Here is a 24,978-nt window from a genome sequence, read left to right on the forward strand (position 1 = left end):
AGGCACGTTCACCGCGTGAGAAAGCGGCCTACGCGGACCTCGACCCACTGTCCGGCTCGCGACGCCAGTTCCACGAGCACGAGATAACACACGCACAGCGCGAGCAGGGTTTCGACGAACGCAAAACGCTCCGAGCCGATACCGGTCAGCACAAACGTCAGTTCCGGCACGGTGACGACCGACAGCACCGCGGTTTCCTTGCTCAGCACAATAATCAGGTTCGTCAGCGCCGGCACGATAATCACCAGCATCTGCGGCAACTGTACGCGCATGATGACTTGCAGCCGCGTGAAGCCGAGGCACTCGGCGGCTTCTATGTGACCGCGCGGCACCGACGTAAAGCCGGAGCGGAACGCTTCAGCAAAATAAGCGCTGCCATAAAGCCCCAGGCCGACGATGCCGGCCGTCAGCGGCTCAAGCGAAAGCCCAAGCGACGGGCCGCCGTAATACAGCACGAAAAGCTGCACGAGAAACGGCGTCCCGCGGAAGATCTCGATGTACGCGCGCAAGAACCGGCGCACCCATGTGCCGCAGAATATCTGCAGTAACGCGATGGCGAAACCGATCACCATGCCGATCATCACACCGCCGATCCATACGGCGATGGTCGTCGCAAAACCTTCGGCGAGCGCGGGGAGCGAGTCGGTAAGAACAGTGGGGTCGAATTGAATGGCCATGCTTATGTCTGCCTATGCCTGCTTATGCCCGTGCCATGCGGCGTTCGGCGCGATGACCGGCCAGCGACAACGCACCGTTGATGACCAGGTACACCAGCCCCGCGGCAACATATGCCTCCAGCGGCCGATACGTACTGGCCGCAATATTCTGCGCGGTGCGCGTGATGTCGGCGACACCGACCACCGAGATCAGCGACGACGCTTTCACCAGCATCACCATCTCATTGACGAGCGACGGTGTTGTCATGCGCAACGCCTGAGGCACTTGAATACGCAGCACGGCGTGCAGGCGCGACAAACCGAGCAATTGCGCTGCTTCGAGTTGCCCATGCGGAATGCCGATAAATCCGCCGCGCAGGATTTCGGCGAGATAAGCGGCTTCGCATAGCGATACAGCGGCCGCAGCAGCCACGAGTGGCGGCACGTTGATGCCGATGAACGGCAGGAAATAGTAGGTAAGCAGAAGCTGCACGAGCAGCGGCACGCCGCGAAAGAAGCCGACATACGCGCCCCCCAGCTTCGAGGCGAAGGAGTTCTTCGAGAGCCGCGCGCTGCATACCGCGATCGCGACGATAAAACCGACCACCAGCCCGACGAGCGAAATCAGGACCGTGGCTTGCGCGGCCTTGATCAGGTAGGGAAGAGCATCCAGCAAGGCATGAAGGCTGAACATGGGCTGTCCGGCAAAGTGCAAGGCGCCGGAGCGCCTTGCGGGGCATCAATGGTTCAACGGTCAATAGACGGTTAATAGTTGGGCGTCGGCATGGTGGTGGGTGTGTCCATCGTCACGCCGAACCACTTCTTCTGCAACGCGGCGAGACGCCCATCGCCATGCATCTTGACGATTGCCTGATCGATAGCGTCGATAAGCGGCTTGCTGTCCGCGTCCTTGCGGCCGAGGTAACCGAAGTACACCTTGGTGCCGAACGGCGGCTGCACGACAGCAAACGTGTCGGGACGCTGACGCGCCACATACGCAATGTTCGGCAGCGAATTGCCCACAGCGACAATCCGCCCGGCAGCGAGGTCCGCATAGGCCTGGTTGTTGTCGATGTACTCACGCACGCTCGTCTTGCCCGGCAGCGTGGCAACGTACTGCTTCAACTGGTCGAGCTGCGCGGAACCCTTGCCGCCGCCGACTGCCTTGCCGGCGACGTCGGCGTTGGTCTTGATGCTCGTGTCGTTGGCGCGCTTAAGCAGCGCAACGGTGCCATCTGCAATAGGCAGCGTGAAGTCATAACGCTCCATGCGTGCTTTGGTGATTGTGACCGGGCCGCTGACAATGTCGAACTTGCCGGCTTCGAGTCCGGGCAGCACGCTCGGCCACGGCAAGTCGATGGAGCGCACCTTGACGCCCAGGTCCTTCGAGAGCTCGGCGAAGAAGTCCTTGTTGAAACCTTGTTGCTGGCCGTTTTCCAGGAAGTCGAACGGTGCGAACTGCATCTCGGTTCCGACTACCAGTTCACCAGCCTTCTTGACCTTCGCCAGCTGGTCCTCCGCGTGAGCTGAAACCGCTGTCGCGACCAGCGCGGCCACGAGCAGACGACCCTTCCACTTCGAGAACAAATTCATTGTTGGACTCCCCTGGTTAAAAGTGCACCCGGCTTGGGCAAAGGTGCGAACCGGTGCGCCGACCTGCATGTGGTGCGCTTCAGTATATACCGTCAATTCGCGTTGCCAAGCGTGTCAAAAATACTTCGCGCCGCTAATTTTCAAGGCCAATGAAGTTCGCGAAAACGCCGGGTTGCATTCGTCTAATTGGCGGTATATACAGACACTGGATCTGGATTTCAGCAGGCGTTCATGGCTTGTCCGCAGACGATTGCGGCTGAGTCGAGACGCTGGATTTCCGGTCGTGGCGGGTCCCGTGTATGTACAGCATGGCGGCGCGCAGTGAAACCATTTTGATTGTCGGCCGCACGTCTTGCACCGGTCCGGCATGGTGCCCGTCGAATCACGCAGAGGCTCGTCCGGACCTCGCGGTATAGACGGTTATGGAACTTCGGAGCAACCTGGATGACCTCGACTTCTCACATCCCCGTCGTCGACCTGGCGGCCGTTCGTGCGTTGGATCCCGTGGGGCTACGCGAAGCCGCGGCCGCGATCCGCGACGCCTGCACGAGCATCGGATTCTTCTATGTCAGCCATCACGGCGTGCCGACCGATGTGCTTGAAGGCGCGGTGAAAGCCGCGCGTGAATTCTTTGCCTATCCGCCGGAGGTGAAGCGGCGTGTCGCGGTGAATCATCGGCATCGCGGTTTTAATGCGCTTGGCGACGCCGTCATGTATCAGGCCACCAAGCCCGATTACAAGGAATTTTTCAGCATCGGACTGGAACTGCCGGAAGACGATCCCAGCGTGCTCGCGGGCGAGGCGTTGCGCGGTCCGAACAATTGGCCTGACTTCATGCCGTCGCTGCAACCGGCGCTGTATAGCTACTACGAAGCGATCGGCGCGTGCGGTGCGGACTTGTTGCGTGCGGTAGCGGTGAGCCTGGATATCGATGAAGCGTTCTTTGTAAGCAAATACACGAAACGCATGCAGCGCACGCAGATGGTCTATTACCCGCCGCAAGCGCCCAAGTCGGATGCCGACCAGTTCGGCGTTGCACCGCATACGGACTACGGGTGCATCACGCTGCTGTGGCAGGACAACGTGGGCGGTTTGCAGGTGAAGGAGCTTACGACCGATAGCTGGATCGACGCGCCGCCTATTCCGGGAACGTTGGTCGTGAACGTCGGCGACCTGCTTGCCCGCTGGTCGAACGACCGTTTCCGCTCGACGCTGCATCGCGTGATCAATCGCTCCGGGCAGGAACGTTATTCGATAGCGACCTTCTACGATCCGACCTACGGCGCAAGCGTGGACCCGCGCGATCTCGGTCTTGGCGGTGCGCAGCCGCTATATGAACCGGTGGCAGCGGGTGACTACATCCTCGGGCGGATCAACGACTCGATGGGTTACAGAAAGAAGCGCGCGAATGGCTGAGCACACCATGAAAGCGATTGTGCAAATGCTTATCGATGCGCTCGGCGCCGAGTCCGTGCGTTGCGGCGATGCCATCGAACCACGTTATCTCGGTGACTGGAGCGGTCGCTCGACGGTGGCGCCCTTAGCGGTTGTATTGCCGCGTTCGACCGGCGAAGTCGCCACCGTGTTGCGCCTGTGCAATGGAGCGCGTCAGAGCGTCGTCCCGCAGGGCGGCATGACCGGGCTGGCGGGCGGTGCGATTCCTTCCGGCGCCGATATCTGCTTGTCGCTTGAGCGGCTTGTCGGTATCGAAGAAATCGATCGTGCGGCGGCGACCATGACGGTGCTCGCCGGCACGACATTGCAGACCGTGCAGGAAGCCGCGCAGGAAGCGGGCTTCGAATTCGCACTCGATCTCGGCGCGCGCGGCTCGTGCCAGATCGGCGGCAACCTCGCCACGAACGCCGGCGGCGTTCGCGTGCTGCAGTCCGGCACGGCCCGCGATCAGGTGCTTGGGCTCGAAGCCGTGCTCGCCGACGGCAGCGTGCTGAGCTCGATGAACAAGATGGTGAAGAACAACACGGGTTACGACTTGCGCAACCTGTTCATCGGTTCGGAGGGAACGCTTGGGGTCATCACGCGTGCGGTATTACGGTTGAAACCACGCCGTGCTGCGCGCAATACCGCGCTGTGCGCGCTGAAGGATTACGACGGCGCGGTCGCGTTGCTGCGCTCGCTGCAATCCACTTTCGGCGATGAAATCGGCGCGTTCGAAATCATGTGGCCGGAGTTCTACGACTTCGGTGTTTCGCTGACACGCTTGCGGCAATCGCCGCTCGGTCAGGCCTATCCGCTCTATGCGCTGATCGAACAGGCCGGTTTCTCCGACGATCACGGCGAGCGTTTCGCCGCGGCACTCAATGCACAGCTTGAAGCGGGCGTGGTGCTGGATGCGGTTGTTGCACAGTCGCAAGCGGAGACCCAGGCGCTGTGGGCGATCCGCGAGGCGACGGCCGAGTTGCCGGTCAAGCTCGAGCCGATCAATTTCGATGTGAGCTTGCCGATAGGCGAGATCGGCCATTTCGTCCATGCCTGCCGCAAGGCCTTCGCTGCACGCTGGCCGACGCATTACGGTTTGTATTTTGGGCATATCGGTGACTCGAATCTGCATGTCACGCTCGATGCACGTTCGATTCCCGGCGTGACGGTGGAAGAGGTCGACCTCGCGCTGTACGGCATGGTTCGCGACTACAGCGGATCGATATCGGCGGAACACGGCATTGGCGTGCTTAAACGGCCGTTCCTCGGCTACTCGCGTAGCCCCGCCGAACTCGCCTGCATGCAGGCGATTAAACATGCTCTCGATCCGCACGGCATTCTCAACCCCGGCAAGGTGCTGCCTGCTGCGGGTGATCGAAACGCTCGCAGCGAACAAGGAACTCAATGAGCGTGACCGCTTTTATAGAAAGCCTGCGTGCTGAAGTGCGCGGCCTGCCTGCGTACAACGCGGGTTTATCGGGGGAATTCGTGCGGGCGCGTTATGGCGTTTCGCATGTCGCCAAGCTCGGCAGCAATGAAAACCCACGGGGCGCGAGCGCGGCCGTGCTTGCGCACCTTGCCGAGTTCACTACTACCGGTACGCTTGCGCTCTATCCCGATCCTTCATGCAGCGCGCTGCGTTCGCTGATTGCGGAACGACTCGCGGTCGATCCCGAGCAGTTGCTGTTCGGCAACGGCTCCGAAGATTTGCTCGCCATTGCCGCGCACACGTTTCTCGCGCCCGGCGATGAAGTGATTACCGTGATCCCGTCGTTCGGTTTGCACATCATCTATCCGCAGAGTGTTGGCGCGAAGGTCGTTACGGTGCCGATGCGTGCCGACTTCGAATTCGATGTCGATGCCCTGATTGCCGCTGTTTCGCCTCGTACGCGGATGTTGATCGTTAGTAATCCGAGTAATCCGGTCGGTTGTGCAATGGACGCCACTGAGATGCGTCGGCTGTTGAACGCGGTGTCGCCCGGGACGCTTGTGTTGTGGGACGAGGCCTATTTTGAATACGCCGCCGATGAGGACGGTTACCCGGACAGTCTCGCGATACTGCGTGAATCGGGCTTGCCGTGGTTGTTGCTGCGCACCTTTTCAAAAGCTTATGGGCTGGCGGCGTTGCGGGTGGGATATGGCGTTGCATCGGCACTGGAACTAGCTGATCTGATGAATCGCGTGCGCACGCCGTTCAACATCAACCAGATCGCGCAGCAGGCGGCGGCTGTGGCGTTTAACGATCAGGCGCATGTCGTGGCTAGTGTGGAGGCTGCCCGTGCGGGGCGCGAGTGGATGCGCGCTGCGTTGGTCCGGCTCGGTATAAATCCGGCGCGTTCGTGCGCGAATTTCCTGTTCTTCGATTGCGGCGAGGATGCCACGAAGCTCGCTGGCCGGATGCTGGAGGATGGAGTGATCGTGAAGCCGTGGCGCGAGGCCGGTTATGAAACCTGCATGCGAGTAAGCGTTGGTAGCACGGCGGATAATGCTCTGTTTATCGAGTCGTTCGAGCGGCGACGGGGAAGGTGATTCGTCCGCGCCGGCGGAACCTTGCCCGCCGGCACAAACGAACACTTACTCCACGTTCTCCTCCAACTGCGCTTCAAGTCCAACAATCTTCTCGCGCCGCTCCTTCGAAAGATTGGCTATCGGCGGCCCCGCGAAACTCTTGCGTACGCCTGCGCCGTACCAGATCAGCATCAGCACTGCGAGCAAGCCGAGAATCACATAGATCACTTTCTGATTCGGCGGCTGGATGCCGACGTAAGCAAGAATCAACGCGCCGATCACCGCTGCAACCGCAAACGGCTTCGACCACATTCCCAACTGAAACGGCCCTTTCTCAGTCCACGTCTTGCCTTCGGCAAAGATCCCGGCAGCCACCGGCATGGCATACGAGATGAACAGGAACACCGCGCTGCCCGCGCTCAATACCGAGAATGCATCGCCGTATAAGGTAATGACAATGGCCAGCACCGCCGACACCCAGATCGCAATCCCCGGCGTCCGGTGTGCATTGACCTTGCGCAGGAACTTCGATCCCGGCAGACCGCCATCACGCGCAAACGCGAACATCATCCGCGATGTCGAGGTCACTGCGGCAAGCCCGCAAACGTAGTTGATAAAAAATAGCAGCAGCTCGATCACGATCCGCAACGGTCCTGGAATCGGCGCAAGGATCGCTTCGAAGAATCCCGTACCCTGCTTGATCGCTGCACCAATGTCCGGCATCACAAGCACGAACGAGCAGACCAGCACATAACCGAACAAGGTCGACCAGAGCACCGACTTGACGATCCCGCGCGGCACGTTGCGCGCTGCATCGTGAGTTTCCTCGGACGTGTGTGCGGACGCATCGAAACCGGTGATCGTATAAGCGGTCAGCAACAGGCCGGAGAGGAATGCCATCGCCATGGTTTGCGCGGGCCATTGGCCGCCATCCACGCCGGTGAAATTCGTGAAGGTCACGAGCCGCGAGAAGTCCACCTTGACCGGCGAATAGATCACCAGCGACGCCACCAGGATCACGGTCACGACGAAGATGAGATAGCCGGAGACATCGGTGATCTTGCTTGCGATCCGGATACCACGGTGATTCAGGAAAGCCTGCGACGCCGTGATCAAAGTAAGAAATACGGTCTGATGCCACCAGCCAAGCGACTCGGGCTTGACGCCCAACATCGGTGCGATCAGGGTGCGAAAGAATGGGTCCCATGTGCCGAAGTTGATGGCCGCGACCACGAACACGAGGCCCAATAGATTGAACCACGCAGTGAGCCAGCCCCAGGTTTTGCCACCCAGGATCGAGCTCCAGTGATAGAGCCCGCCGGCCGTCGGATAAGACGAGGCAATCTGCGCCATCGCGGCTGCAACCACCAGCGCGAAGACGGAGCCGAGCGGCCAGCCCAGTCCGATCGATGCGCCGCCGGCCGCGCTCAGCCCGAGCTGGAACGACGTGATCCCGCCGGACAGGATGCAGATGAGCGAGAATGATACGGCGAAATTCGAGAACGCCCCCATGCGGCGGGAGAGCTCCTGCGCATACCCCATTTTGTGCAGCAATGAAACGTCGCTATCCGCGCTTTCTGGCGGTGGAACTACCGTATTGATGTCCATGATGGTCGATCCTTATGGCTGAAGCTGCTGGGTAGACGTTTGATAAAGAAAGTCGCGAACCGGGGTGGCTAACTCACGCGGCCGTAAAGCAGTTATCGACGTAGAGATGCGCGCCGTTGATGAAACTCGCGTCGTCGCTGGCGAGAAAGAGTGCCGCCTTGGCGACTTCCTCGGGCGCGCAAAGACGGCCCTGCTGAAGCGAGAGCGCCGCTTCGCTCGCATCGAAACCGTATTGCGCGAGCGCGGCGATTTCACGCTGCCCATGCGGGGTATCGATGAAACCGGGGCACACCGCGTTGCAGCGAATGCCACGCTCGCGATACTCCACCGCAATGGCCCGCGCAAACATCGCGCATGCGCCCTTGGTCGTGCAATAAAGCACTTCGAGCGGGGTGGCCGCCGTCGACGAGATCGACGCCGTGCAGACGATTGATCCGCCACCGCCGGCGAGCATGTGCGGGAGCACGGCGCGTGTCATCGTGAACATGCTCTTGACGTTGACGTCCATGAGCCACTGATAGTCGTCGTCGGTGGTATGGAGGAACGGCTTGACGACGATGCTGCCCGCATGATTGAACAGCACGTCGATCGTGCCGAAGCGCTCGGCGATCCGCGCCACCGCGGCGTTCACCTGATCGGTCTTCGCGACATCCGTCTTGAAGAACTCAGCCACGGCGCCGTTCTCGCGGATCTGCGCGACGACCTGCGTTCCGGCGTCGGCGTTGATATCGACGACTGCGACCTGCGCGCCTTCCTTGGCGAACAGCAGGGAGGCCGCGCCACCGCACCCGGTGGCCCCGCCCGACACGATCGCGATCTTGCCCGCGAGTTTTCCGCCAACAGACTCGGATTTGCCCATTCCTGACCTCTCGTTATTTATCCTTTTTTTAGGCTAGGCCCGACACAATTTGCGCACTATCCGAAATTGGCAATGGACTGGAATAGCGCCTGAAAAAACCGGAAACGGCGTCTTGCCAAGACCAAGGAGCCGGCCGGGCAGGGTTTTCAGCGATGGGCGTCCACACGCACAGCGCTTACCGTGGCGCTCGGACAGCGGCTGGAATGGTCAGAATGACCGTCAGGGAATTTTGGTCGTTTACACTTTTTTGACGCTACCGTCCGCCAAGGAGTTTTTATGCAAGCGGTCCATCCGGTGCGTCCGGCCGTCGATATCCATTGCTGCCGGAGCATTGACGAGCAAGCCCGGCTGCTCGAAAGCTGGAACCAGACCTACTGCCAGATCTCGCGGGGCGTTTTCGACGGCTCGGTCAGTTCCGTGCGTGCGGGCGCGGTGCGCATACTCGTCGAACGCATGAACCGGACGGTGTATCAGCGCGGTTGCGTGGACCCGTCGAGGATCGCCGTCGGCATTCCGTTTCAACTCGAAGGGCACGCGCTGCTATGCGGGCAGGTGAGTCATCTCGACGGCCTGCATGTCTTCTCCGGGCCAGGCGGATTCGAGTTTCTGTCGCCCGATAAACACGTGGTCGTGAATCTCGAGATCGCGCCGCTCGAGCTGACCGACCCTTTGCTTCGCCTTGCAATGGACCAGGTCCAGCAGGCACTCGGTAACGAACCCGGTGTGCTCAATGCAGATCCCGCCCGGTTGCAGGCGTTCAGGACTACGCTGGCGAGGTTGCTGGACACGGTCACGTCCACACCCTCGATGCTCGCCGACGCAGGCGTGTGCGCGAGTTTCGAGCGGTCTGTGATCATGGGGCTATCCGAGTTGCTGCTCGATGTCGGCGAAGCGGATACGCGGTCCGGACCGTCGCGCAACTGGAAGCTGGTGGGCACTGTTCGCGAACTGGTGGAGGCGTCGGCGGATTGTCCACTGTCGGTCGCTGAACTGTGTTTGCGGCTGGGTGTCAGCCGGCGCACGGTCCAGTACGCATTCGACGAAATCCTTGGCACGAATCCGGCGTCGTACCTGCGCGCCGTGCGGCTCGATCGCGTTCGCAAGGACCTGCTGCATGCCGGCTCGGTCACCGACGCGGCAACCCGCTGGGGTTTCTGGCACTTCGGTCATTTCTCCAACGACTATCGCGAGCAGTTTGGCGAATTGCCGTCGGAGACGTTGCGGCGGTTGCGCAGCGGGGCGGGACGGGCTTGAGGGCGCGTTCGTACCGAAATATGAAATAGCCGCTGAGGAACGGCCTAAACTAAAAGGTCAGACCTCAACTTGCGAGGAGACCATGCGCTCCCTCCTGCTCGCGTTCGCATTGGCGTGGTTCGTTCCTTCTGCCGGCGCACAACAGCCACCGTTATACGAACAATCCGGCGACTTCGTTGCAACCGGCTTCCACTTTGAAGACGGCTCTTCGCTGCCCCAGGTCACGCTCCATTACGTCACGCTCGGCGTTCCCCATTGCGACGGCAAGGGACATTTCACCAACGTCGTCTTGCTGCTGCACGGCGCCACCGACACCGGCCGCGCATTCCTCACGGCAGCCATGCGCCGCGAGCTGTTTGGTCCCGGCCAGCCGCTCGATGCCAGCCGCTATTTCATTATCATTCCGGACGGGCTCGGACGCGGCGGATCGAGCAAACCCAGCGACGGACTGCGTGCGAAGTTTCCCCAATACGGCTACAACGACGTCGTTCAAGCGCAGTACCTCCTAGTCACGCAAGGATTGGGCATCGACCATCTGCGCCTCGTGCTCGGGACGTCGATGGGCGGCATGCAGACGTGGGTGTGGGGCGAACGGTATCCGGACATGATGGACGGCCTCATGCCGATCGCGAGCCAGCCTGTTGCGCTTAGCGGGCGCAACGGCTTCTGGCGGCAAATGATCATCGACGCTATCCGGCGCGACCCGGAGTGGAACGACGGCAACTACACACGCCAACCCATTCAATGGTTGCGCGCCATGCCGGTCTTTACGCTGATCACGAGGAACCCGGCGCGCATGCAGGCGTTATCGCCCACGCCCGGCACGGCCCGATGGTCCTATGACGTGGCCGTCTACAGCGGTCGCCAATACGATGCAAACGACGTACTGTACTGGTTCGAATCGTCGTGGGACTACAACCCCGAAGCCGCACTCGGGCAGATCAAGGCACCGCTCTTCGCGCTCAATTTCTCCGACGACCTGCTGAACCCGACCGATCTCGGCATCATGCAGCGCCTGGTTCCGCGAATGCCGCGCGGGCGCTTTGTCGAGATGCCGGAGAGCGAGAGTTCTTACGGGAATCAGACGATCGAGCATCCCGAGGTCTGGAAAAGCTATCTCGCCGATTTTCTCGAGACCTTACCGCCGGAAGCGCATTGAGCGTGAGGCGGGGGAATGCGGGTTAGCCCATCATTTTCTTTTCCTGCGGACCGATCCATTCGCGATCGAAGCGACCCTCGGCAATGGATCGTAGCGCCGCCGCTTCCTTGTTCGCCTGCAGCTTCGCGCCTTCGATTACCGCCGCCACGTCCTCGGGCGCTATCGCCAGGACACCATCTTCGTCGCCTACGATGATGTCGCCGGGATGCACCACCATGCTGCCGACCGTGACCGGCACATTGACCTCGCCCGGACCGTTCTTGTACGGGCCGCGATGCGTCGCAGCGCGCGCATAGACCGGGAAATCGTGTTCGCGAATCGCGCCCACGTCGCGAATCGCACCGTCGATCACCAGGCCCTGCACGCCGAGGCTTTCGGCAAAGGTCGCCATGATCTCTCCCATCAGCGCTTGCGTGACATCACCGCCGCCGTCGATCACCAGCACGTCGCCGGGCCGGCAAAAATCGAATGCGCGATGAATGGCGAGGTTGTCGCCGGGACGGGTACGCACGGTCACCGCCGTCCCGGCCATGGGCTTGGGCTTGTGATAAGGCACGAGCCCCACCGTGCCGCTGATACGCGCCATGTTGTCGCTGAGCAGCGAAACGGCGAGGCCGCGCAGTGTTTCCAGAATCTCGGGACTGGCTTGCGCGGCGGACGCATGACGGCGCCATCCAGGTTGGTTCATGACAATGATCTCCTTCAGGAAAACTGACGATTAATCTGGTTCGACAAACGCCCGTACACGGCACGCGCATTGTCTTCGTAGATGCGCCGGCGATCGGCCGGCGTGAGCCAGGCAATGGCGTCGATATAGCGGCGGGTGTCGTCGTAGTAGTGACCGCTCTCGGGGTCGATGCCCTGGACCGCGCCGATCGTCTCCGATGCAAACAGGATGTTCTCCACTGGGATCACTTTCGCCAGCAGGTCAGTGCCGGGCTGGTGGTACACGCAGGTATCGAAGAACACGTTCTTGAGCAGGTAATCTTTCAGCAGTGGCCGCTTCATGTCTTGAGCAAGCCCGCGATATCGGCCCCAGTGATAAGGAACGGCGCCGCCGCCGTGGGGGATGATGAAACGCAAGTCCGGGAAGTCGGCGAACAAGTCCGCCGTTAGCAATTGCATGAACGCCGAGGTATCGCCATTGATGTAATGCGCGCCGGTTGCGTGGAAATTGGGGTTGCACGACGAGGACACGTGAATCATGGCCGGCACGTCGAGTTCCACCATCGTTTCATACAAGGGGTACCAGGAGCGATCGGTCAGCGGCGGCCCGGTCCAGTAACCGCCCGATGGATCCGGATTGAGATTGCAGCCGATGAAACCAAGCTCTTCAACACAACGGCGCAACTCGGGAATGCAGTTCGCAGGCGCCACGCCGGGCGCTTGCGGCAACTGGCAGACACCCACGAAGTTGCGAGGAAACATCTGGCACACGCGATGAATCAGGTCATTGCTTTCCTGCGACCAGTGCGCGTTTGCGTCGGCGATGGCCAGGTGATGGCCCATGCCGGCGGCGCGTGGCGAGAAGATCGTGAGATCGGTGCCGCGCTCGCGTTGAATGCGCAACTGCCCTGTTTCGATGCTGTCGCGGATCTGCTCGTCCGTGATGACGGGACGCGGCGGCGGGGACGTGCCGTCTTTCAGCGCCGCTATCTGGGCGGCGCGCCAGGCTTCATGCTCGCGCGGAGAGGTCGTGTAGTGACCGTGACAATCGATAATCATTGCTGGGTTCCAGGTCAGGGCTCAGTGAAAGTTTCCGGCACGGGAGTCGCCCGCCGGCAGCGCGTCGATCTCCTCTTCCGAAGGGGTGACGCGCATGACCAGCGCGATGATGGTTGCCACCACCAGGAAGGCGGCGATAGTCAGGAGCGCGAGCTTGAAGTTGCCCGTGGCAGTGCGAACGAGCCCGATGCTCCAGGGACCGACCAGACCACCGAACTGGGCGACAGTGTTGATGAGAGCGATCGTCGCGGCACCGGCAGCGCCGGTTCTGAACGAAGAAGCGAGGCTCCAGAAAAGCGGATTGCCGGCGTAGATGAAAAGCCCCGTCACGCACAGGAGCGCATACGCGACCACCGGGTTCGGCGCATAGGCGCTGCCCGCGATAGCGAGTGCGCTCATGCCGTACACGAACGCAAGATGTTTCTTCCGGTCGCCGGTCCGGTCGGAGCTGCGGCTGATCAACAGTGTGCCAAGAACACCCAGGAGCGGCGGGGCGGCGGACAGGAAACCCACTTCGAGGTTGCTCAGGTTGCCCAGGCTCTTGACGATCTGCGGCAACCAAAGGAACAGGCCGTAGATGCCCACGAGCGCGCAGCCGAACAAACACGCGAGGCTCCATACGCGGATGTCGCTGGCTACGCGCAGCATCGGAAAATGCTTGTCGGCGCCAAGGGCCTCGCGTTCCTTCGTCAGGGTGGACTCGAGCCACGCCTTTTGTGCTTCGGTCAGCCATGCGGAGTCGGCGGGACGCTCCGTCATCAGGCGCAGCGTGAGCAGGCCAAGGAGCATGGCCGGGACGCCCTCTAGGATGAACATCCACTGCCATCCCTGCAGGCCGAGCGGTCCATTCGCGTAGGTCATGAGCGCGGTCGAAATGGGACCGCCGAGTACCGCGGAGAACGATCCGGCAATGATGTAGCCACCCACCGCGCGCGCCCGGTAGCGCACCGGGAACCACTTCGTCAGATACACCGCCACGCCTGGAAGAAAACCGGCCTCCATGACACCCAGCAGGAAGCGCAACACATAGAAGCTCGACTCGTTGAAGACGAAGGCTGTCGCGGCGGCAACGGCTCCCCAGGTCAGCAGGATGCGCGCGATCCAGCGCCGCGCGCCAACGCGATGAAGGAGCAGGTTGCTGGGCACTTCGAGCAACATGTAGCCGAAGAAGAAAATGCTTCCGGCGAAGCCGAACACAGCTGGGCTGAAGCCAAGCTGCTTGTTCATGTCGAGCGCGGCAAACCCGATGTTTATTCGATCAAGATAGTTGAAGAACATCATGGCGAAGAGCAACGGCATGAGGCGGCCGTAGACTCGGCGCATGGTCGCGGTTTCTATTGGATCGATCATCAACGTCTCCTCTTGTAAAGCGCCCGTAGGGTCGGGCGTCGTTCCGGCTTGTCTTGCTTTGCAGGATGAATCGAATGCCCGGTCGTCGCCCGCTCGCAGGCTGCCGTCGGCATGACCGGTTTTCAACAGGGTATGCGTGCAGACATGCTGCGTTGTTCAGGCATTTGTAAGCATCGCTAAGGGTTGCCGCCAGTTGCATCCAGAGAGCGACGGGAATAGGACGAACCAAGGGCCGGATAAGCGATGTCCCGGCAGCGAACCGAAAGTCGGCAGTAGTAGAAAACCCTAATCCCGGTGCCGGATGACCCGGCACTTACCGTTGAATGTCAGCGCGGTGGACGAACGCGGTAAGAACAGCCGGAACCTATCTGGCATGACTTATTCCTGCACACGACTAATCCTGAATGAGTCATGTTACGAACCGGCATGCCGCACGTCCAAGACCGTCTTTTTATCTTTTTATAATAATTGTCTTATAGTTCTGGCAAGTCTTGCGGCAAGTCTTGCGCGATGGGCGACAAACATGTGAGGAAGGCTTGCAGATGGGGCGAACTGTCGTCGCTGCGAAAGCTTGCCGCAAGCGTCGTGGTTTGCGACGCCAACGGTCCGCTCAGGCGGCGGTACACCACGTCGGAGCGGCCATGCCGCGCCACCGATTCGCCAACGAACGTCACGCCCAATCCCGCAGCAACCAATGCGATGGCCGTCTGGATCTCATAAGCCTGATGCGCGATGTGCGGCGTAATGCCCGCATTGCGATAGAGCGATTCAACGAAGCGCGAGAACTGCGCATTCTGATGCTTCGGGTAAAGCACGAGGGGTGTGTCGGCAAGCTGCGTGATGCGTATCTTCTTCTCGCCCGCGAGCGGGTGGTCAGGCGGGAGAACGGCCATCACGCGTTCGCGCAGCAGCGGCAGCGTGGTACAGCCCGCTATGGCCGGGATCTGCCGCCCGATGCCGATGTGAATTCGCGTCTCGTGCAGCGCATCGGCTTGCTCTTCGGTGAGCATTTCGAAGAGCTTCAGTTCTACCTTGGGGTAAGCCCGATGAAACGACTTGAGCGCGGGAGGCAGCACGCTGTACATCGCCGAACGGGTGAAACCGATACCGAGCCAGCCACGCATGCCAAGACCGATCTCGCGGGTGCCAAGCGCGGCCTGGTCGAAAGAAGCGAGAATCTGGCGGGCCTCGATGCAAAGATAGCTGCCGGCCTCAGTGAGGCGCAGAGGGCGGGTCCCACGGTCCACGAGTTGCGTGCCAAGCCGCTGCTCTAGCGCGCGGATCTGCTGGCTCAAGGCGGGCTGCGCAACGTGCAGCCGCTCTGCGGCGCGGCTGAAGTTGAGTTCTTCGGCGAGGACGACAAAAGCCTGCAGGTGTCGGAGGTTCATAGCGGCGTGAATGACAGGCGAGGCAACGTACAAACGAAGAACGCGTCTAAAGGCAAGAACGACGTCACGGAACCCGCGGAGGTTATCAAAAGACGCACACACGATACGCAGTTTGGCGCTTTGTCGGGTGTGTGGGCTTTCGATGGTGCTGGCATCAACGCGCGCGAAAAACGCCTGCCCTAAAGCACATTCAGCATGGCCAATGCCGTCTCTTGCAAGTGGTGCACGACCCGATTGATAGCCGCCTCTGTCGTTTCCTTGCCCATCGGCATATTCGTACTGAGCGCAGCGACGACCTCGCCGTGCCGGTCCTTCATCGGCACCGCGATACCGCGCACGCCCACTTGCAACTGCTGTTCGATGACCGCAAAACCGTCGGCCCGGGCTTGTCGGATCTTCTCTTGCAGACGTACTTTGTTCGTCAAGGTATGAGGCGTGAACGGCGCCAATACAGTCGTGTTCAACCACTCATGAACCGCTTCTTCGTCGGGCTTGTACGCGAGCAAAACAACCCCGGGCGACGTAAGCGGCGCAGGCACTCGGGCGCCCAGCACGAACCCCGTCGTCATGACTCGCGAAGTCCCATTGCGTGCGATAAAAACCAGTTCCCATTCATCGAGCACGCTGATATAAACCGACTCGTTGAGCGTCGCGCTCAGTTGCTGCAAATACGGCTGAACCAGCTTCGGCAACCGTGCCGAATCGAAATACGACCAGCCCACCCGCAGCACGCGCGGCGTCAGTCCGAACAACTTGCCATCGCTTTCGACATAACCAAGGCTCTCAAGCGTCAGCAGATGCCGGCGCGCCGCCGTCCGCGTCATGCCCGTGCGGGCAGCGGCTTGCGTCGGTGTCATCCGGGCATGTTCGCTGTCGAAGGCCTCGAGCACCGCAAGCCCTTTCTCAAGTCCCGCGATCCAGTCGCGCTTGTCCAAAGGCGGTCGTTTGGTCATAAGCAATAACCCTCATTCCGTGCGATCAATGATGATGTGTGAGCGATTATCGCCCACTTGCCGGAAACATTCCTTCGTATCAACCGGGCCAATCCTTATCCTTTATTCCACTAGCTTAATGAACGAATGGAGACATCATGAGAATTACCGGCACGACCCGGGTGTTTTATTGCATCGCCGATCCAGTGGATCAGGTGCGTGCGCCGGAGGTCTTCAACGAGGTGTTTTTGCGGCATGAAGTCGATGCCGTGATGGTGCCTTTGCGAGTCACGGCGGCGCATCTCGCTGCAACGCTGCGTAACCTGCTCGCCTCACCGACGGTCGGCGGCGTGTCGCTGTCCATCCCGCACAAAGCGGCTGCGGCGGCAACCGTGGACCGCTGTTCAGCGGCTGCGCTGGCCGCGAATGCGGTCAATGCCGTCAGGCGCAATACGGGCGGCGAGCTCGAAGGAGATTTGTTCGATGGCGCGGGTTTTATCCGCTCGCTGGATCGCGCAGGACTGGCTTATGCGGGCAAGAGGATCCTCATGCTGGGCGCAGGCGGCGCTGCGTCGGCCGTGGCGACTGCGCTGGCGGCAGCGGGTGTTGCCGAGCTCGCGCTCTTCGACCCCGACCTTTCCAAGGCGCAACATCTTGCTCGCGTGCTGAGGCGCGATTTCGGCATCGCCGCGAGCGATGTGCCGACCAACGATCCGCAGGGTTACGACGTGATCGTCAATGCCTCGCCGCTCGGTTTGAAGGAGAGCGATCCGCTTCCTGTCGATGTCGGCGCGATTCGCGAGCATGCCGTCGTGTGCGACATCCTGATGAAGAACCAGCCCACGCCGCTGTTGCGTGCGGCCCGTGCACGGGGCCTGGTAGCGGAACCCGGCTTTGACATGCTCATCCAGCAAACGCCGCTTTATCTCGAGTTCTTCGGTTACCCGGAGCTCGCGCGAGCCGTGCGTTCGGACGATGCCTATCTGCTGGACCTGATCACGCCGGCCGCGCTGCGGCGTCGCCCAGATGCCGCGCTTTGCCCTCAAAACACCGGTGTCATGGCTTAGTGCTAACCCGAAAAACGATCGTTAATCGCACATTCTCGTTCGATAATCGTTTTAATTTTCACGGCAAACATTGATCGGGCGCGGCCGTCGCCCTATGCTCCACTCACTGCAGCGCGGCATGCGCTTTTGCCTGCAGGACTCACGTCCCGCAGCCCAACATCAATACACATTAGAGACAACGAATGACTATCGCTATCCAGCCCTCAGACGTCGCGACCGTCGACCGGGAGAGGAGTCGCGCACGCAAGGCGGCGCTCGGCAGTTTTGTCGGTGCAGTGGTCGACTGGTATGACTTCCTGCTCTACGGCATCATCGCCGCGATTGTTTTCAACACCGAGTTCTTTCCGAAAGTCAGCCCTGCAATGGGCACGCTCGCGGCGTTCGGAACCTTCGGCGTGGGCTTCTTGTTTCGCCCGCTGGGTGGTTTTGTGTTCGGTCACTACGGCGACCGGCTCGGCCGCAAACGCATGCTTGTGCTGACCGTGATGATGATGGGCCTGTCGACTGCGCTGATCGGCTTGCTGCCCACCTTCGCATCCATCGGCTGGTGGGCACCGGTCTTGCTGGTCGCCCTGCGCGCAATCCAGGGGTTTGCCGTCGGTGGTGAATGGGGCGGTGCGGCACTGATGGCGGTTGAGAGTGCGCCTAGTAAAAAGAAAGCGTTCTATAGCAGCGGCGTGCAGGTCGGTTACGGCGTGGGACTGGTGCTGGCAACGGGCATTGTCTCGATCCTCAGCCAGACCATGGACGACGCGACCTTCAAGACCTGGGGCTGGCGCATCCCGTTTGTGTTTAGCGTGGTGCTCGTGCTGATCGGCCTGTGGGTCCGGTCGAGCATGGAGGAGTCGCAGGAGTTCGTTAAGAAGGTGATCGAGAAAGGCCAGCAGACCAAACGCCTGCCTATCTTCGAAGCGTTGCGCCAGCATCCGAAAGCCTTCTTGCTGATTATCGCGTTGCGCCTCGCTGAACTCTTCACGATGTACATCGTCACGGCGTTCGCTCTCAGCTATTCAACGACCAACCTCGGCATGCCGCGTCAGTTCTTCCTGAACATCGGTTTGCTCGTGGGTGCGGTCAGCATCGTGACCATTCCGTTCTTCGCACTACTCGCCGACCGTTTCGGCCGTCGCCGGATCTACATGATCGGCGCGGTCGTCGGCATGTTGAGCGCCGTGCCGTTCTTCCTCGCACTCGACGCCCGTTCGACAGTCTGGATCGTAGTCTTCGCCGTGATGCTCGCGAACATCGCGCATGACATGGTAGTGAGCGTCCAGCAGCCGATGTTCACCGAGCTGTTCGGCACGGAGTATCGATACAGCGGCGCAGGCGTCGGTTATCAGGTGGCGAGCGTGGTCGGCGGCGGGTTCACGCCGTTCGTCGCGGTGGCGCTGGTGAGTTTCGCTGGCGGCTCGTGGCATCCGGTTGCGGCGTATCTGGCCATCGGCTGCTTGTTGTCCGTGCTGGTCGCCAGCCGGATGAAAAAGACGTAAGGGCAGGGGCGCGTTGTTGCCCCGCATGGCCGCACTGGCAGACGAACACCTCGTTCAATGGAATGACAATCATGACTGATCCCTGCATCATCTCGGTCGCGATCACGGGCTCCGTGCCGCGCAAGAAGGACAACCCGGCGGTGCCTATTTCGATAGCCGAGCAGATCGAAAGCACACACGCGGCCTATGAAGCGGGTGCCTCGCTCGTGCACCTGCATGTTCGCGACGAGCAAGAGAATTCAAGTTCGGACCGCTCGCGTTTCGAAGCGCTTCAGAACGGTATTCGCAAACGTTGCCCGGACATCATCATCCAGTTCTCGACGGGTGGCCGCGGACGCTCGTTCGAACAGCGCGGCGCGATGCTCGACCTGCGCCCGGACATGGCCTCGCTCGCCACGGGCTCGGTTAATTTCCCGACTACGGTCTATGAAAATCCTCCCGACTTCGTGCGCTCGCTCGCGAAGTCGATGCTCGATCACCACGTCAAGCCCGAGATCGAGATCTTCGATCTGGCCATGCTCTACAGCACCGTCGACCTGGTCCAGCAGGGCTTGCTGACATCGCCTGTGCATGTCCAGTTCGTGATGGGCGTCAAGAACGCGTTGCCGGCCAAGCGCGAGATTCTCGAATTCGAAGTCGAGCGGTTGCGCGCCGAGTTGCCCGATGCAACCTGGACGGCTGCGGGCATCGGCCGGCACCAGCTAGAGGTGAACCACTGGACGCTGGAGCTGGGCGGCCACTGCCGCACCGGTCTTGAAGACAACATTCGCTGGGACAAGGACACGCTTGCCACGAGCAACGCGCAACTGGTGAGCCGTGTGGCGTCGTTGTGCGGCGACTACGGCCGTCCGGTTGCAACGGCGGCGCAAGCGCGCGAACTGCTGCATTTGCCGGCGCTTTAGCGGGTCCCTTACCGGCCATGGAACTACCGCGACGTTGCCATGCCGGTGACGCTTCGCATGTTGAAAGAGAACTTACGATGCTACGTTCAATCGCCACCGTCTCAGTCAGCGGCACATTGGTCGAGAAGCTCAAGGCCATCAGCCGCGCCGGGTTCGACGGCGTCGAGATCTTCGAAAACGACTTGCTCTACTTCGACGGCTCACCCGCCGACGTCAAGCGTATCTGCGCCGACCTCGGCCTGAAGATCATGTTGTTCCAGCCTTTCCGCGATTTCGAGGGTGTCTCGGCCGACCGACTGGCACGCAACCTCGAGCGGGCACGGCGCAAGTTCGAACTGATGCACGAGCTGGGTACGGATCGCGTGTTGGTCTGCAGCAATGCATCGGCGGATTCCATCGGCGGCGACGCATTGATCGTCGATCAGCTCGGGCAGTTCGCCGAACTCGCGCGCGCTGAAGGCGTGATGGCGGGTTATGAAGCGCTCGCCTGGGGGCGGCACGTCAATTCGTACAAACATGCGTGGCGGCTGGTCGATACCCTCAATCACTCGAACCTCGGGTTGATCCTCGACAGCTTCCATACGCTTTCCATCGGCGATTCAGTCGATGAGATCGCACGTATTCCAGCGGACCGGATCACGTTTGTGCAGATCGCGGACGCGCCGAAGATGGCAATGGACGTGCTCGAATGGAGCCGGCATTACCGCTGTTTTCCGGGGCAAGGCGATCTGGATGTGGCCGGCTTCACGCGTCAGGTGCTGGCGTCGGGCTACGCGGGGCCGCTCTCGCTGGAGATCTTCAACGACGGTTTTCGAGCGGCGCCCAACGCGGCGACGGCGGTGGACGGTTATCGTTCGCTGCTGTTCCTGGAGGAACAATGTGCGGGCGCTTTGAAGGAAACGTCGAAGGAGACGTTGTTCCATCCGCCCGCTGCGCCCGCACACACCGGTTTCCAGTTCCTCGAATTCGCCGTCGATCCGGCCGGTAGTCCGACGCTTGCGCAATGGCTCGAACGCTTGGGCTTTCGCGCGGCAGGCCGGCATCGCTCGAAGAATGTCACGCTGTACGCCCAGGGCGACGCGTGCATTCTCCTGAACGAAGAAGCCGATTCCTTCGCGAGCGCTTTTCATCAGGCGCATGGCTTGTCGGTCTGCGCGTCGGCGTATCGCGTCGATAACGCCGCGCAAGCCTTCGAGCGCGCGGCCGCTTTCGGCTACGCGCCTTTTTCCGGCAAGGTCGGGCCTAACGAGCGCGTGGTGCCCGGCGTGCAGGCGCCGGACAACAGCTTGCAGTACTTCGTGGACGAGGCGCCGGGCGAGCCCACGCTCTATGAAACCGATTTCAACCTTGTCCATACGCCGAAGCAGGACCGGCCCGACAACCTGCGCCGCATCGACCATGTGTGCCTGAACCTGCCCGCTGACACGCTCGATACCTGGGTGCTTTTTTTCAAGGCGACGTTCGGTTTCGATGCCGAGCCGTCGGTACTCTTGCCGGACCCGTACGGCCTCGTCAGGAGCCGCGCGGTGCGTAGCCGCGACGGTTCCGTGCGGATCGTGCTTAACGCGTCGGCGGACCGGCACACGGCGGTAGTGGAGTCTTTGTCGACCTATCGCGGCTCGGGGTTGAACCACGTTGCTTTCGCGACCGATGACATCTTTGCGGCGGTTGCCGGGTTGCGCGAGCGGGGCGTGCCGCTCCTGCACATTCCGCGCAACTACTACGACGATCTCGAGGCGCGCTACGATCTCGACCCGGCGCAGCTCGCGCAAATGCGTGAAAGTGGCATCCTGTACGATCGGGACAACGCTGGCGGAGAGTTTTTCCACGTCTACACGGAGCAGTTCGCCGATCGGTTCTTTTTGGAAGTGGTGGAGCGCAGGGGCACTTATGACGGTTATGGTGCGGTGAACGCACCGGTTCGGCTCGCGGCGCATGCCCAGCGACGTCATCAGGAGCGTCCGGCCGCAGCGCAGTGAGAGGACAGGTGGTCCGAGACGGTGCCGGACAGTTTGACGCGCTGATGCCTGAGACGATAATCTGTTTCGGCGCACGCACGCGTGGCTTGCACGTGGGGCTTGCTACTTGCGGCGACCGGCGCACGGGCGCGCAGACGAATATGGACCGGACTTTCTCAGAGGTGATTTTCAATGAACAACGATGCTTCCCTGCCTGGCGCTGCCTCGGCGCAATCCCCGCAGGACAGCGACAATCCGCTGGGCGTCGCCGGTCTTGAATTCGTTGAATTTTCGAGCCCGGACCCCGCCCGGTTGCGGACGCTTTTCGAGCAACTTGGCTTCACGCTGGTGGCGCGCCATGTCAGCAAGGACGTCACGCTGTTCCGGCAGGGGAGCATGAATTTCCTCATCAATGCCGACGACGATTCGTTCGCGTCACGGTTTGCGGAAACGCATGGCGTGGGCATCTGCGCCATCGGGCTGCGAGTGTTCGATGCGCAGACCTCGCACGAGCGTGCCGTCGAATTTGGGGCGTGGGATTTCGAGGGTGAGCGGATCGGGCCGAACGAGTTGTTGATTCCTGCGATCCAGGGGATCGGGGATTCGCACATTTACTTCGTGGACCATTGGGAAGGCCGGCAGGAGCCGAGCGAAAAAGCCTTGTCGATCTACGATATCGATTTCGCGTGGCTCGACCCGAAGGAAACGCGCGCGATGCTCAACACCAACGATTCGGGTTTGAGCAAGGTGGACCATTTCACGCAGACGGTCGGTGCGGGGCGGCTTGCGGACTGGCTCGAATTTTATCTGCAGGTTCTTCATTTCAAGGAGATCCATGCGGTGCATCCGGACTGGAAGGTGGCGCAGGATCTGCCTGTGATTGTGTCACCTTGCCAGACGCTGAGCATTCCCGTTTATGAGGAAGGGACTTACCGCACGAGTCTGATGCAGGACTATTTGCCCGATCACACGGGCGAGGGCGTCCAGCATATTGCGCTGACGGCAACGGATATCTTTGCGTCGGTGGATATCTTGCGGTCGCGGGGTATTCGTTTTGTGCAGCCGCCTGCGCGGTATTACGAGCAACTCGATGAACGTTTGCCCGGGCATGGGCTGGACGTGGACGCGTTGCGGTCGAGGGGCATTCTGGTGGACGGGACGATTGCCGCGGATGGGGCCGCGCGGCTCTTTCTGCAAACCTTTATTCAACGCGATCGCGGCGATATGTTTTTCGAAATCGTCGAGAGGCGTGGGCACCATGGATTTGGGGAAGGGAATCTGATCGCGCTGGGCAAGGCCCGGGATTAAGCATTTCGTTCGCGCCGGCGGACGGGGCCGCCCCCGCACAGCGGCTAATAGTGATAACTCCCGCCGGATGTGCCCTCCAGTCTGAAAGTGCCTAACCGTCGGCTGACGGAACCCGTCGATCTGGACGAGCGTTTGCGCAGGACGCCGACTGCTGCGAGAGAACTCGTACACAGCCAGCCGATCGGCTTCGATCAGGTGTGGCGGCATACCGACAAAGCGGACATGTCCGGATAAGTGCAAACCCCAATAATGCGCGATTATCGAACGAATGCGTTCGATAATCGATTTCTTTCAGTAGCAAGACGTTGCCCTTAACCGAACATGACTTTATTGTGTGGACATGCTGATCCAATAAGCCAAGCGCGGCATGTTCCGTCGGTACGGAGCCTTATTTTCGGCTGAAAAATTCCCGCAGTAGCAGAATCGTTCCGACCGTCATCAGGAAGTAGCGTAACAGGTTAGGAAAGCTTATTAATGAATGTTGCAAGTGTTTCCCGGGTTCACCCAGGTAACCGCTTGCAGCAACGACCCCACGAAAAATCGAAGGAGGAGACGCAGATGAAGCAATCCCGACAGGCAGGAGCCGCGGTCGTCATCACGGTAGCGATGGCGACGTCCGCACATGCGCAGACCAGCGTGACGCTGTACGGCATCGTCGATAACTCGCTGACTTATCAAAGCAGCCAGACGACCCTCGGTTCCACCAAGGGCGGTCGTTCGAACATCAAGATGTCGTCGGGCGTATGGGCGGGCAGCCGCTTCGGCCTGAAGGGCGCCGAGGATCTCGGCGGCGGCACCAAGGCGATCTTCCAACTGGAGTCGGGCTTCAGCAGCACTACCGGCGCACAGCAGTACACCAATGCAGAATTCGGCCGGCAAGCATGGGTGGGCATGACGAACCCCACATACGGAACGTTGACGGCCGGACGCCAGTATACGTCTTACTATTCGCTGCTCTCGCCGTATAGTCCGACCACTTGGCTCACCGGTTTCTACGGCGCGCATCCGGGCGACGTCGACGGACTGGACACCATCTATCGCGCGAATAACTCGCTGGTGTATACGTCGCCCAAGCTGTATGGCATCACGTTCAGTGGCTCGTATTCGTTCGCAGGCGTACCGGGCAGCGTGAACCAGGGTTCGACCTGGAGTGGCGCGGTCCAGTACACCAACGGTCCGTTCGGGATTGCAGCGGGCATCTCGCGCATCAACAACTCGACTTCGGGCGGCGGCGCATTCGGCACGGATTCGACCACGAACTCGGGCGGGCAGTCGGGCGTGTCGGCACTGACCAACGGCTACCAGACAGCGCAGGCGCAACAGCGTATCGCCGTCGGCACGGGTTATGCGTTCAACAGTTCGTGGGATGTGTCGGCGACCTACTCGAATGTGCAGTACATCCCCGGTATCCACTCGCTGTACCGCGATACCGCGATCTTCAACACGGCCGGCGCCGTGCTTCACTGGCACGCTACGTCCACGCTTGATCTCGCGACGGGATACAGCTATACCCGCGCGACGAAAGCGAACGGCATCCAGGACGTCGCTCAATATCATCAGTTCAACTTGTCCCAGTATTACTCGCTGTCGAAACGAACCGGCCTGTATGCGCTGGAGGCGTACCAGCGCGCCAAGGGCAAGACGCTCGGCACGGCGGGCGCATCTAGCATTATCGATGCGACCGCTACATTGGGTGACGGCTTCCAGTCGGCTCCGTCGTCGTCGCAAAGCCAGTTCGCTGCCGGCGTGGGCATCATCCACCGGTTCTGAGGACCGGGTGTGCG

21 protein-coding genes are annotated in these 24,978 nt (G+C 61.0%); 11 read left to right on the forward strand and 10 right to left on the reverse strand.

The genetic code is table 11. The features are described from left to right. Positions 1–8 precede the first annotated feature (8 nt). The 3 genes from EOS_RS08575 to EOS_RS08585 all read right to left on the reverse strand — a co-directional run bounded on the left by EOS_RS08575 (position 9) and on the right by EOS_RS08585 (position 2,249). Positions 9–677 carry an amino acid ABC transporter permease gene (locus EOS_RS08575; protein WP_047846195.1) on the reverse strand — a complete coding sequence of 223 codons (669 nt, stop codon included), beginning with the start codon at positions 675–677 and terminating at the stop codon, positions 9–11. A gap of 22 nt (positions 678–699) precedes the next feature. Further along, entirely contained in the window at positions 700–1,350 is a 651-nt protein-coding gene (locus EOS_RS08580; protein ID WP_047846196.1) for an amino acid ABC transporter permease, read from the reverse strand. A 71-nt stretch (positions 1,351–1,421) separates the two neighbouring features. Continuing rightward, entirely contained in the window at positions 1,422–2,249 is an 828-nt protein-coding gene (locus EOS_RS08585) for a transporter substrate-binding domain-containing protein (protein ID WP_047846197.1), read from the reverse strand. 444 nt (positions 2,250–2,693) lie between these two features. Between EOS_RS08585 and EOS_RS08590 the strand changes: the two genes are divergently transcribed. Genes EOS_RS08590 through hisC form a run of 3 tightly spaced genes read left to right on the forward strand, consistent with a single transcriptional unit; the run spans position 2,694 to position 6,215 of the window. Beyond that, on the forward strand, positions 2,694–3,665 hold the full coding sequence (locus EOS_RS08590; protein WP_047846198.1) for an isopenicillin N synthase family dioxygenase: 972 nt from the start codon (positions 2,694–2,696) through the stop codon (positions 3,663–3,665). Between the two features lie 7 nt (positions 3,666–3,672). Beyond that, complete coding sequence (locus tag EOS_RS08595; RefSeq protein WP_235442744.1) at positions 3,673–5,094, forward strand: FAD-binding oxidoreductase; 1,422 nt, start codon at positions 3,673–3,675, stop codon at positions 5,092–5,094. Next, positions 5,091–6,215 (forward strand): histidinol-phosphate transaminase, encoded by a 1,125-nt coding sequence (hisC, locus tag EOS_RS08600; protein ID WP_047846200.1) that lies wholly within the window; start codon positions 5,091–5,093, stop codon positions 6,213–6,215. The genes EOS_RS08595 and hisC overlap by 4 nt, the downstream gene beginning before the upstream one ends. A gap of 45 nt (positions 6,216–6,260) precedes the next feature. Here the strand turns inward: hisC and EOS_RS08605 are convergent, their stop codons facing one another. Together EOS_RS08605 and EOS_RS08610 are read right to left on the reverse strand one after the other, a co-directional pair. Then, positions 6,261–7,802 carry an amino acid permease gene (locus tag EOS_RS08605; RefSeq protein WP_047846201.1) on the reverse strand — a complete coding sequence of 514 codons (1,542 nt, stop codon included), beginning with the start codon at positions 7,800–7,802 and terminating at the stop codon, positions 6,261–6,263. 73 nt (positions 7,803–7,875) lie between these two features. After that, positions 7,876–8,661 carry an SDR family NAD(P)-dependent oxidoreductase gene (locus tag EOS_RS08610; protein ID WP_047846202.1) on the reverse strand — a complete coding sequence of 262 codons (786 nt, stop codon included), beginning with the start codon at positions 8,659–8,661 and terminating at the stop codon, positions 7,876–7,878. A 276-nt stretch (positions 8,662–8,937) separates the two neighbouring features. Here EOS_RS08610 and EOS_RS08615 point away from each other — a divergent pair, with 276 nt between their 5' ends. Next, positions 8,938–9,915: a helix-turn-helix domain-containing protein gene (locus tag EOS_RS08615; protein WP_047846203.1), complete on the forward strand. Its 978-nt coding sequence runs from the start codon at positions 8,938–8,940 to the stop codon at positions 9,913–9,915. Between the two features lie 82 nt (positions 9,916–9,997). Then, positions 9,998–11,074, forward strand: a complete 1,077-nt coding sequence (locus tag EOS_RS08620) for an alpha/beta fold hydrolase (RefSeq protein WP_047846204.1) — start codon at positions 9,998–10,000, stop codon at positions 11,072–11,074. A 22-nt stretch (positions 11,075–11,096) separates the two neighbouring features. Here EOS_RS08620 and EOS_RS08625 read toward each other — a convergent pair whose 3' ends face one another. The 5 genes from EOS_RS08625 to EOS_RS08645 all read right to left on the reverse strand — a co-directional run bounded on the left by EOS_RS08625 (position 11,097) and on the right by EOS_RS08645 (position 16,490). Continuing rightward, entirely contained in the window at positions 11,097–11,762 is a 666-nt protein-coding gene (locus EOS_RS08625) for an RraA family protein (RefSeq protein ID WP_047846205.1), read from the reverse strand. A 14-nt stretch (positions 11,763–11,776) separates the two neighbouring features. Next, the gene (locus tag EOS_RS08630) at positions 11,777–12,799 is read right to left on the reverse strand and encodes an amidohydrolase family protein (protein ID WP_047846206.1); all 1,023 of its coding nucleotides are present in this window, start codon (positions 12,797–12,799) and stop codon (positions 11,777–11,779) included. Between the two features lie 21 nt (positions 12,800–12,820). Next, a complete protein-coding gene (locus EOS_RS08635) occupies positions 12,821–14,149 on the reverse strand; it encodes an MFS transporter (RefSeq protein WP_047846207.1) in 1,329 nt (442 codons plus the stop codon). Positions 14,150–14,622: 473 nt separating this feature from the next. Then, the gene (locus EOS_RS08640; protein WP_047846208.1) at positions 14,623–15,537 is read right to left on the reverse strand and encodes a LysR family transcriptional regulator; all 915 of its coding nucleotides are present in this window, start codon (positions 15,535–15,537) and stop codon (positions 14,623–14,625) included. A gap of 179 nt (positions 15,538–15,716) precedes the next feature. Beyond that, positions 15,717–16,490 carry an IclR family transcriptional regulator domain-containing protein gene (locus EOS_RS08645; protein WP_047846209.1) on the reverse strand — a complete coding sequence of 258 codons (774 nt, stop codon included), beginning with the start codon at positions 16,488–16,490 and terminating at the stop codon, positions 15,717–15,719. A 137-nt stretch (positions 16,491–16,627) separates the two neighbouring features. Between EOS_RS08645 and EOS_RS08650 the strand changes: the two genes are divergently transcribed. The 6 genes from EOS_RS08650 (at position 16,628) to EOS_RS08675 (ending at position 24,964) form a co-directional block, all read left to right on the forward strand. Beyond that, on the forward strand, positions 16,628–17,536 hold the full coding sequence (locus tag EOS_RS08650) for a shikimate dehydrogenase family protein (RefSeq protein WP_047846210.1): 909 nt from the start codon (positions 16,628–16,630) through the stop codon (positions 17,534–17,536). Positions 17,537–17,718: 182 nt separating this feature from the next. After that, positions 17,719–19,026: a shikimate transporter gene (shiA, locus tag EOS_RS08655; protein ID WP_047846211.1), complete on the forward strand. Its 1,308-nt coding sequence runs from the start codon at positions 17,719–17,721 to the stop codon at positions 19,024–19,026. 71 nt (positions 19,027–19,097) lie between these two features. Next, positions 19,098–19,928, forward strand: a complete 831-nt coding sequence (locus EOS_RS08660) for a BKACE family enzyme (RefSeq protein ID WP_047846212.1) — start codon at positions 19,098–19,100, stop codon at positions 19,926–19,928. 77 nt (positions 19,929–20,005) lie between these two features. Further along, the gene (locus EOS_RS08665) at positions 20,006–21,907 is read left to right on the forward strand and encodes a bifunctional sugar phosphate isomerase/epimerase/4-hydroxyphenylpyruvate dioxygenase family protein (RefSeq protein WP_047846213.1); all 1,902 of its coding nucleotides are present in this window, start codon (positions 20,006–20,008) and stop codon (positions 21,905–21,907) included. Between the two features lie 171 nt (positions 21,908–22,078). Next, positions 22,079–23,194, forward strand: a complete 1,116-nt coding sequence (locus tag EOS_RS08670) for a 4-hydroxyphenylpyruvate dioxygenase family protein (RefSeq protein ID WP_047846214.1) — start codon at positions 22,079–22,081, stop codon at positions 23,192–23,194. Positions 23,195–23,752: 558 nt separating this feature from the next. Beyond that, the gene (locus EOS_RS08675) at positions 23,753–24,964 is read left to right on the forward strand and encodes a porin (RefSeq protein ID WP_047846215.1); all 1,212 of its coding nucleotides are present in this window, start codon (positions 23,753–23,755) and stop codon (positions 24,962–24,964) included. The last annotated feature ends 14 nt before the right edge of the window (positions 24,965–24,978 follow it).

The sequence above is a fragment of the Caballeronia mineralivorans PML1(12) genome (assembly GCF_001028175.1).
In the GTDB taxonomy this organism is placed as follows: domain Bacteria; phylum Pseudomonadota; class Gammaproteobacteria; order Burkholderiales; family Burkholderiaceae; genus Caballeronia; species Caballeronia mineralivorans.

Bases quoted from the DNA above. Each gene is read 5' to 3' on its own strand.
- EOS_RS08630 (WP_047846206.1), bottom strand. From the start codon at position 12,799: ATGATTATCGATTGTCACGGTCACTACACGACCTCTCCGCGCGAGCAT.
- EOS_RS08585 (WP_047846197.1), bottom strand. From the start codon at position 2,249: ATGAATTTGTTCTCGAAGTGGAAGGGTCGTCTGCTCGTGGCCGCGCTG.
- EOS_RS08675 (WP_047846215.1), top strand. From the start codon at position 23,753: ATGAAGCAATCCCGACAGGCAGGAGCCGCGGTCGTCATCACGGTAGCG.
- EOS_RS08640 (WP_047846208.1), bottom strand. From the start codon at position 15,537: ATGAACCTCCGACACCTGCAGGCTTTTGTCGTCCTCGCCGAAGAACTC.
- EOS_RS08605 (WP_047846201.1), bottom strand. From the start codon at position 7,802: ATGGACATCAATACGGTAGTTCCACCGCCAGAAAGCGCGGATAGCGAC.
- EOS_RS08625 (WP_047846205.1), bottom strand. From the start codon at position 11,762: ATGAACCAACCTGGATGGCGCCGTCATGCGTCCGCCGCGCAAGCCAGT.
- EOS_RS08650 (WP_047846210.1), top strand. From the start codon at position 16,628: ATGAGAATTACCGGCACGACCCGGGTGTTTTATTGCATCGCCGATCCA.
- EOS_RS08665 (WP_047846213.1), top strand. From the start codon at position 20,006: ATGCTACGTTCAATCGCCACCGTCTCAGTCAGCGGCACATTGGTCGAG.
- EOS_RS08595 (WP_235442744.1), top strand. From the start codon at position 3,673: ATGAAAGCGATTGTGCAAATGCTTATCGATGCGCTCGGCGCCGAGTCC.
- EOS_RS08610 (WP_047846202.1), bottom strand. From the start codon at position 8,661: ATGGGCAAATCCGAGTCTGTTGGCGGAAAACTCGCGGGCAAGATCGCG.
- shiA (WP_047846211.1), top strand. From the start codon at position 17,719: ATGACTATCGCTATCCAGCCCTCAGACGTCGCGACCGTCGACCGGGAG.
- EOS_RS08660 (WP_047846212.1), top strand. From the start codon at position 19,098: ATGACTGATCCCTGCATCATCTCGGTCGCGATCACGGGCTCCGTGCCG.
- EOS_RS08645 (WP_047846209.1), bottom strand. From the start codon at position 16,490: ATGACCAAACGACCGCCTTTGGACAAGCGCGACTGGATCGCGGGACTT.
- EOS_RS08620 (WP_047846204.1), top strand. From the start codon at position 9,998: ATGCGCTCCCTCCTGCTCGCGTTCGCATTGGCGTGGTTCGTTCCTTCT.
- EOS_RS08590 (WP_047846198.1), top strand. From the start codon at position 2,694: ATGACCTCGACTTCTCACATCCCCGTCGTCGACCTGGCGGCCGTTCGT.
- EOS_RS08575 (WP_047846195.1), bottom strand. From the start codon at position 677: ATGGCCATTCAATTCGACCCCACTGTTCTTACCGACTCGCTCCCCGCG.
- EOS_RS08580 (WP_047846196.1), bottom strand. From the start codon at position 1,350: ATGTTCAGCCTTCATGCCTTGCTGGATGCTCTTCCCTACCTGATCAAG.
- EOS_RS08670 (WP_047846214.1), top strand. From the start codon at position 22,079: ATGAACAACGATGCTTCCCTGCCTGGCGCTGCCTCGGCGCAATCCCCG.
- EOS_RS08615 (WP_047846203.1), top strand. From the start codon at position 8,938: ATGCAAGCGGTCCATCCGGTGCGTCCGGCCGTCGATATCCATTGCTGC.
- EOS_RS08635 (WP_047846207.1), bottom strand. From the start codon at position 14,149: ATGATCGATCCAATAGAAACCGCGACCATGCGCCGAGTCTACGGCCGC.
- hisC (WP_047846200.1), top strand. From the start codon at position 5,091: ATGAGCGTGACCGCTTTTATAGAAAGCCTGCGTGCTGAAGTGCGCGGC.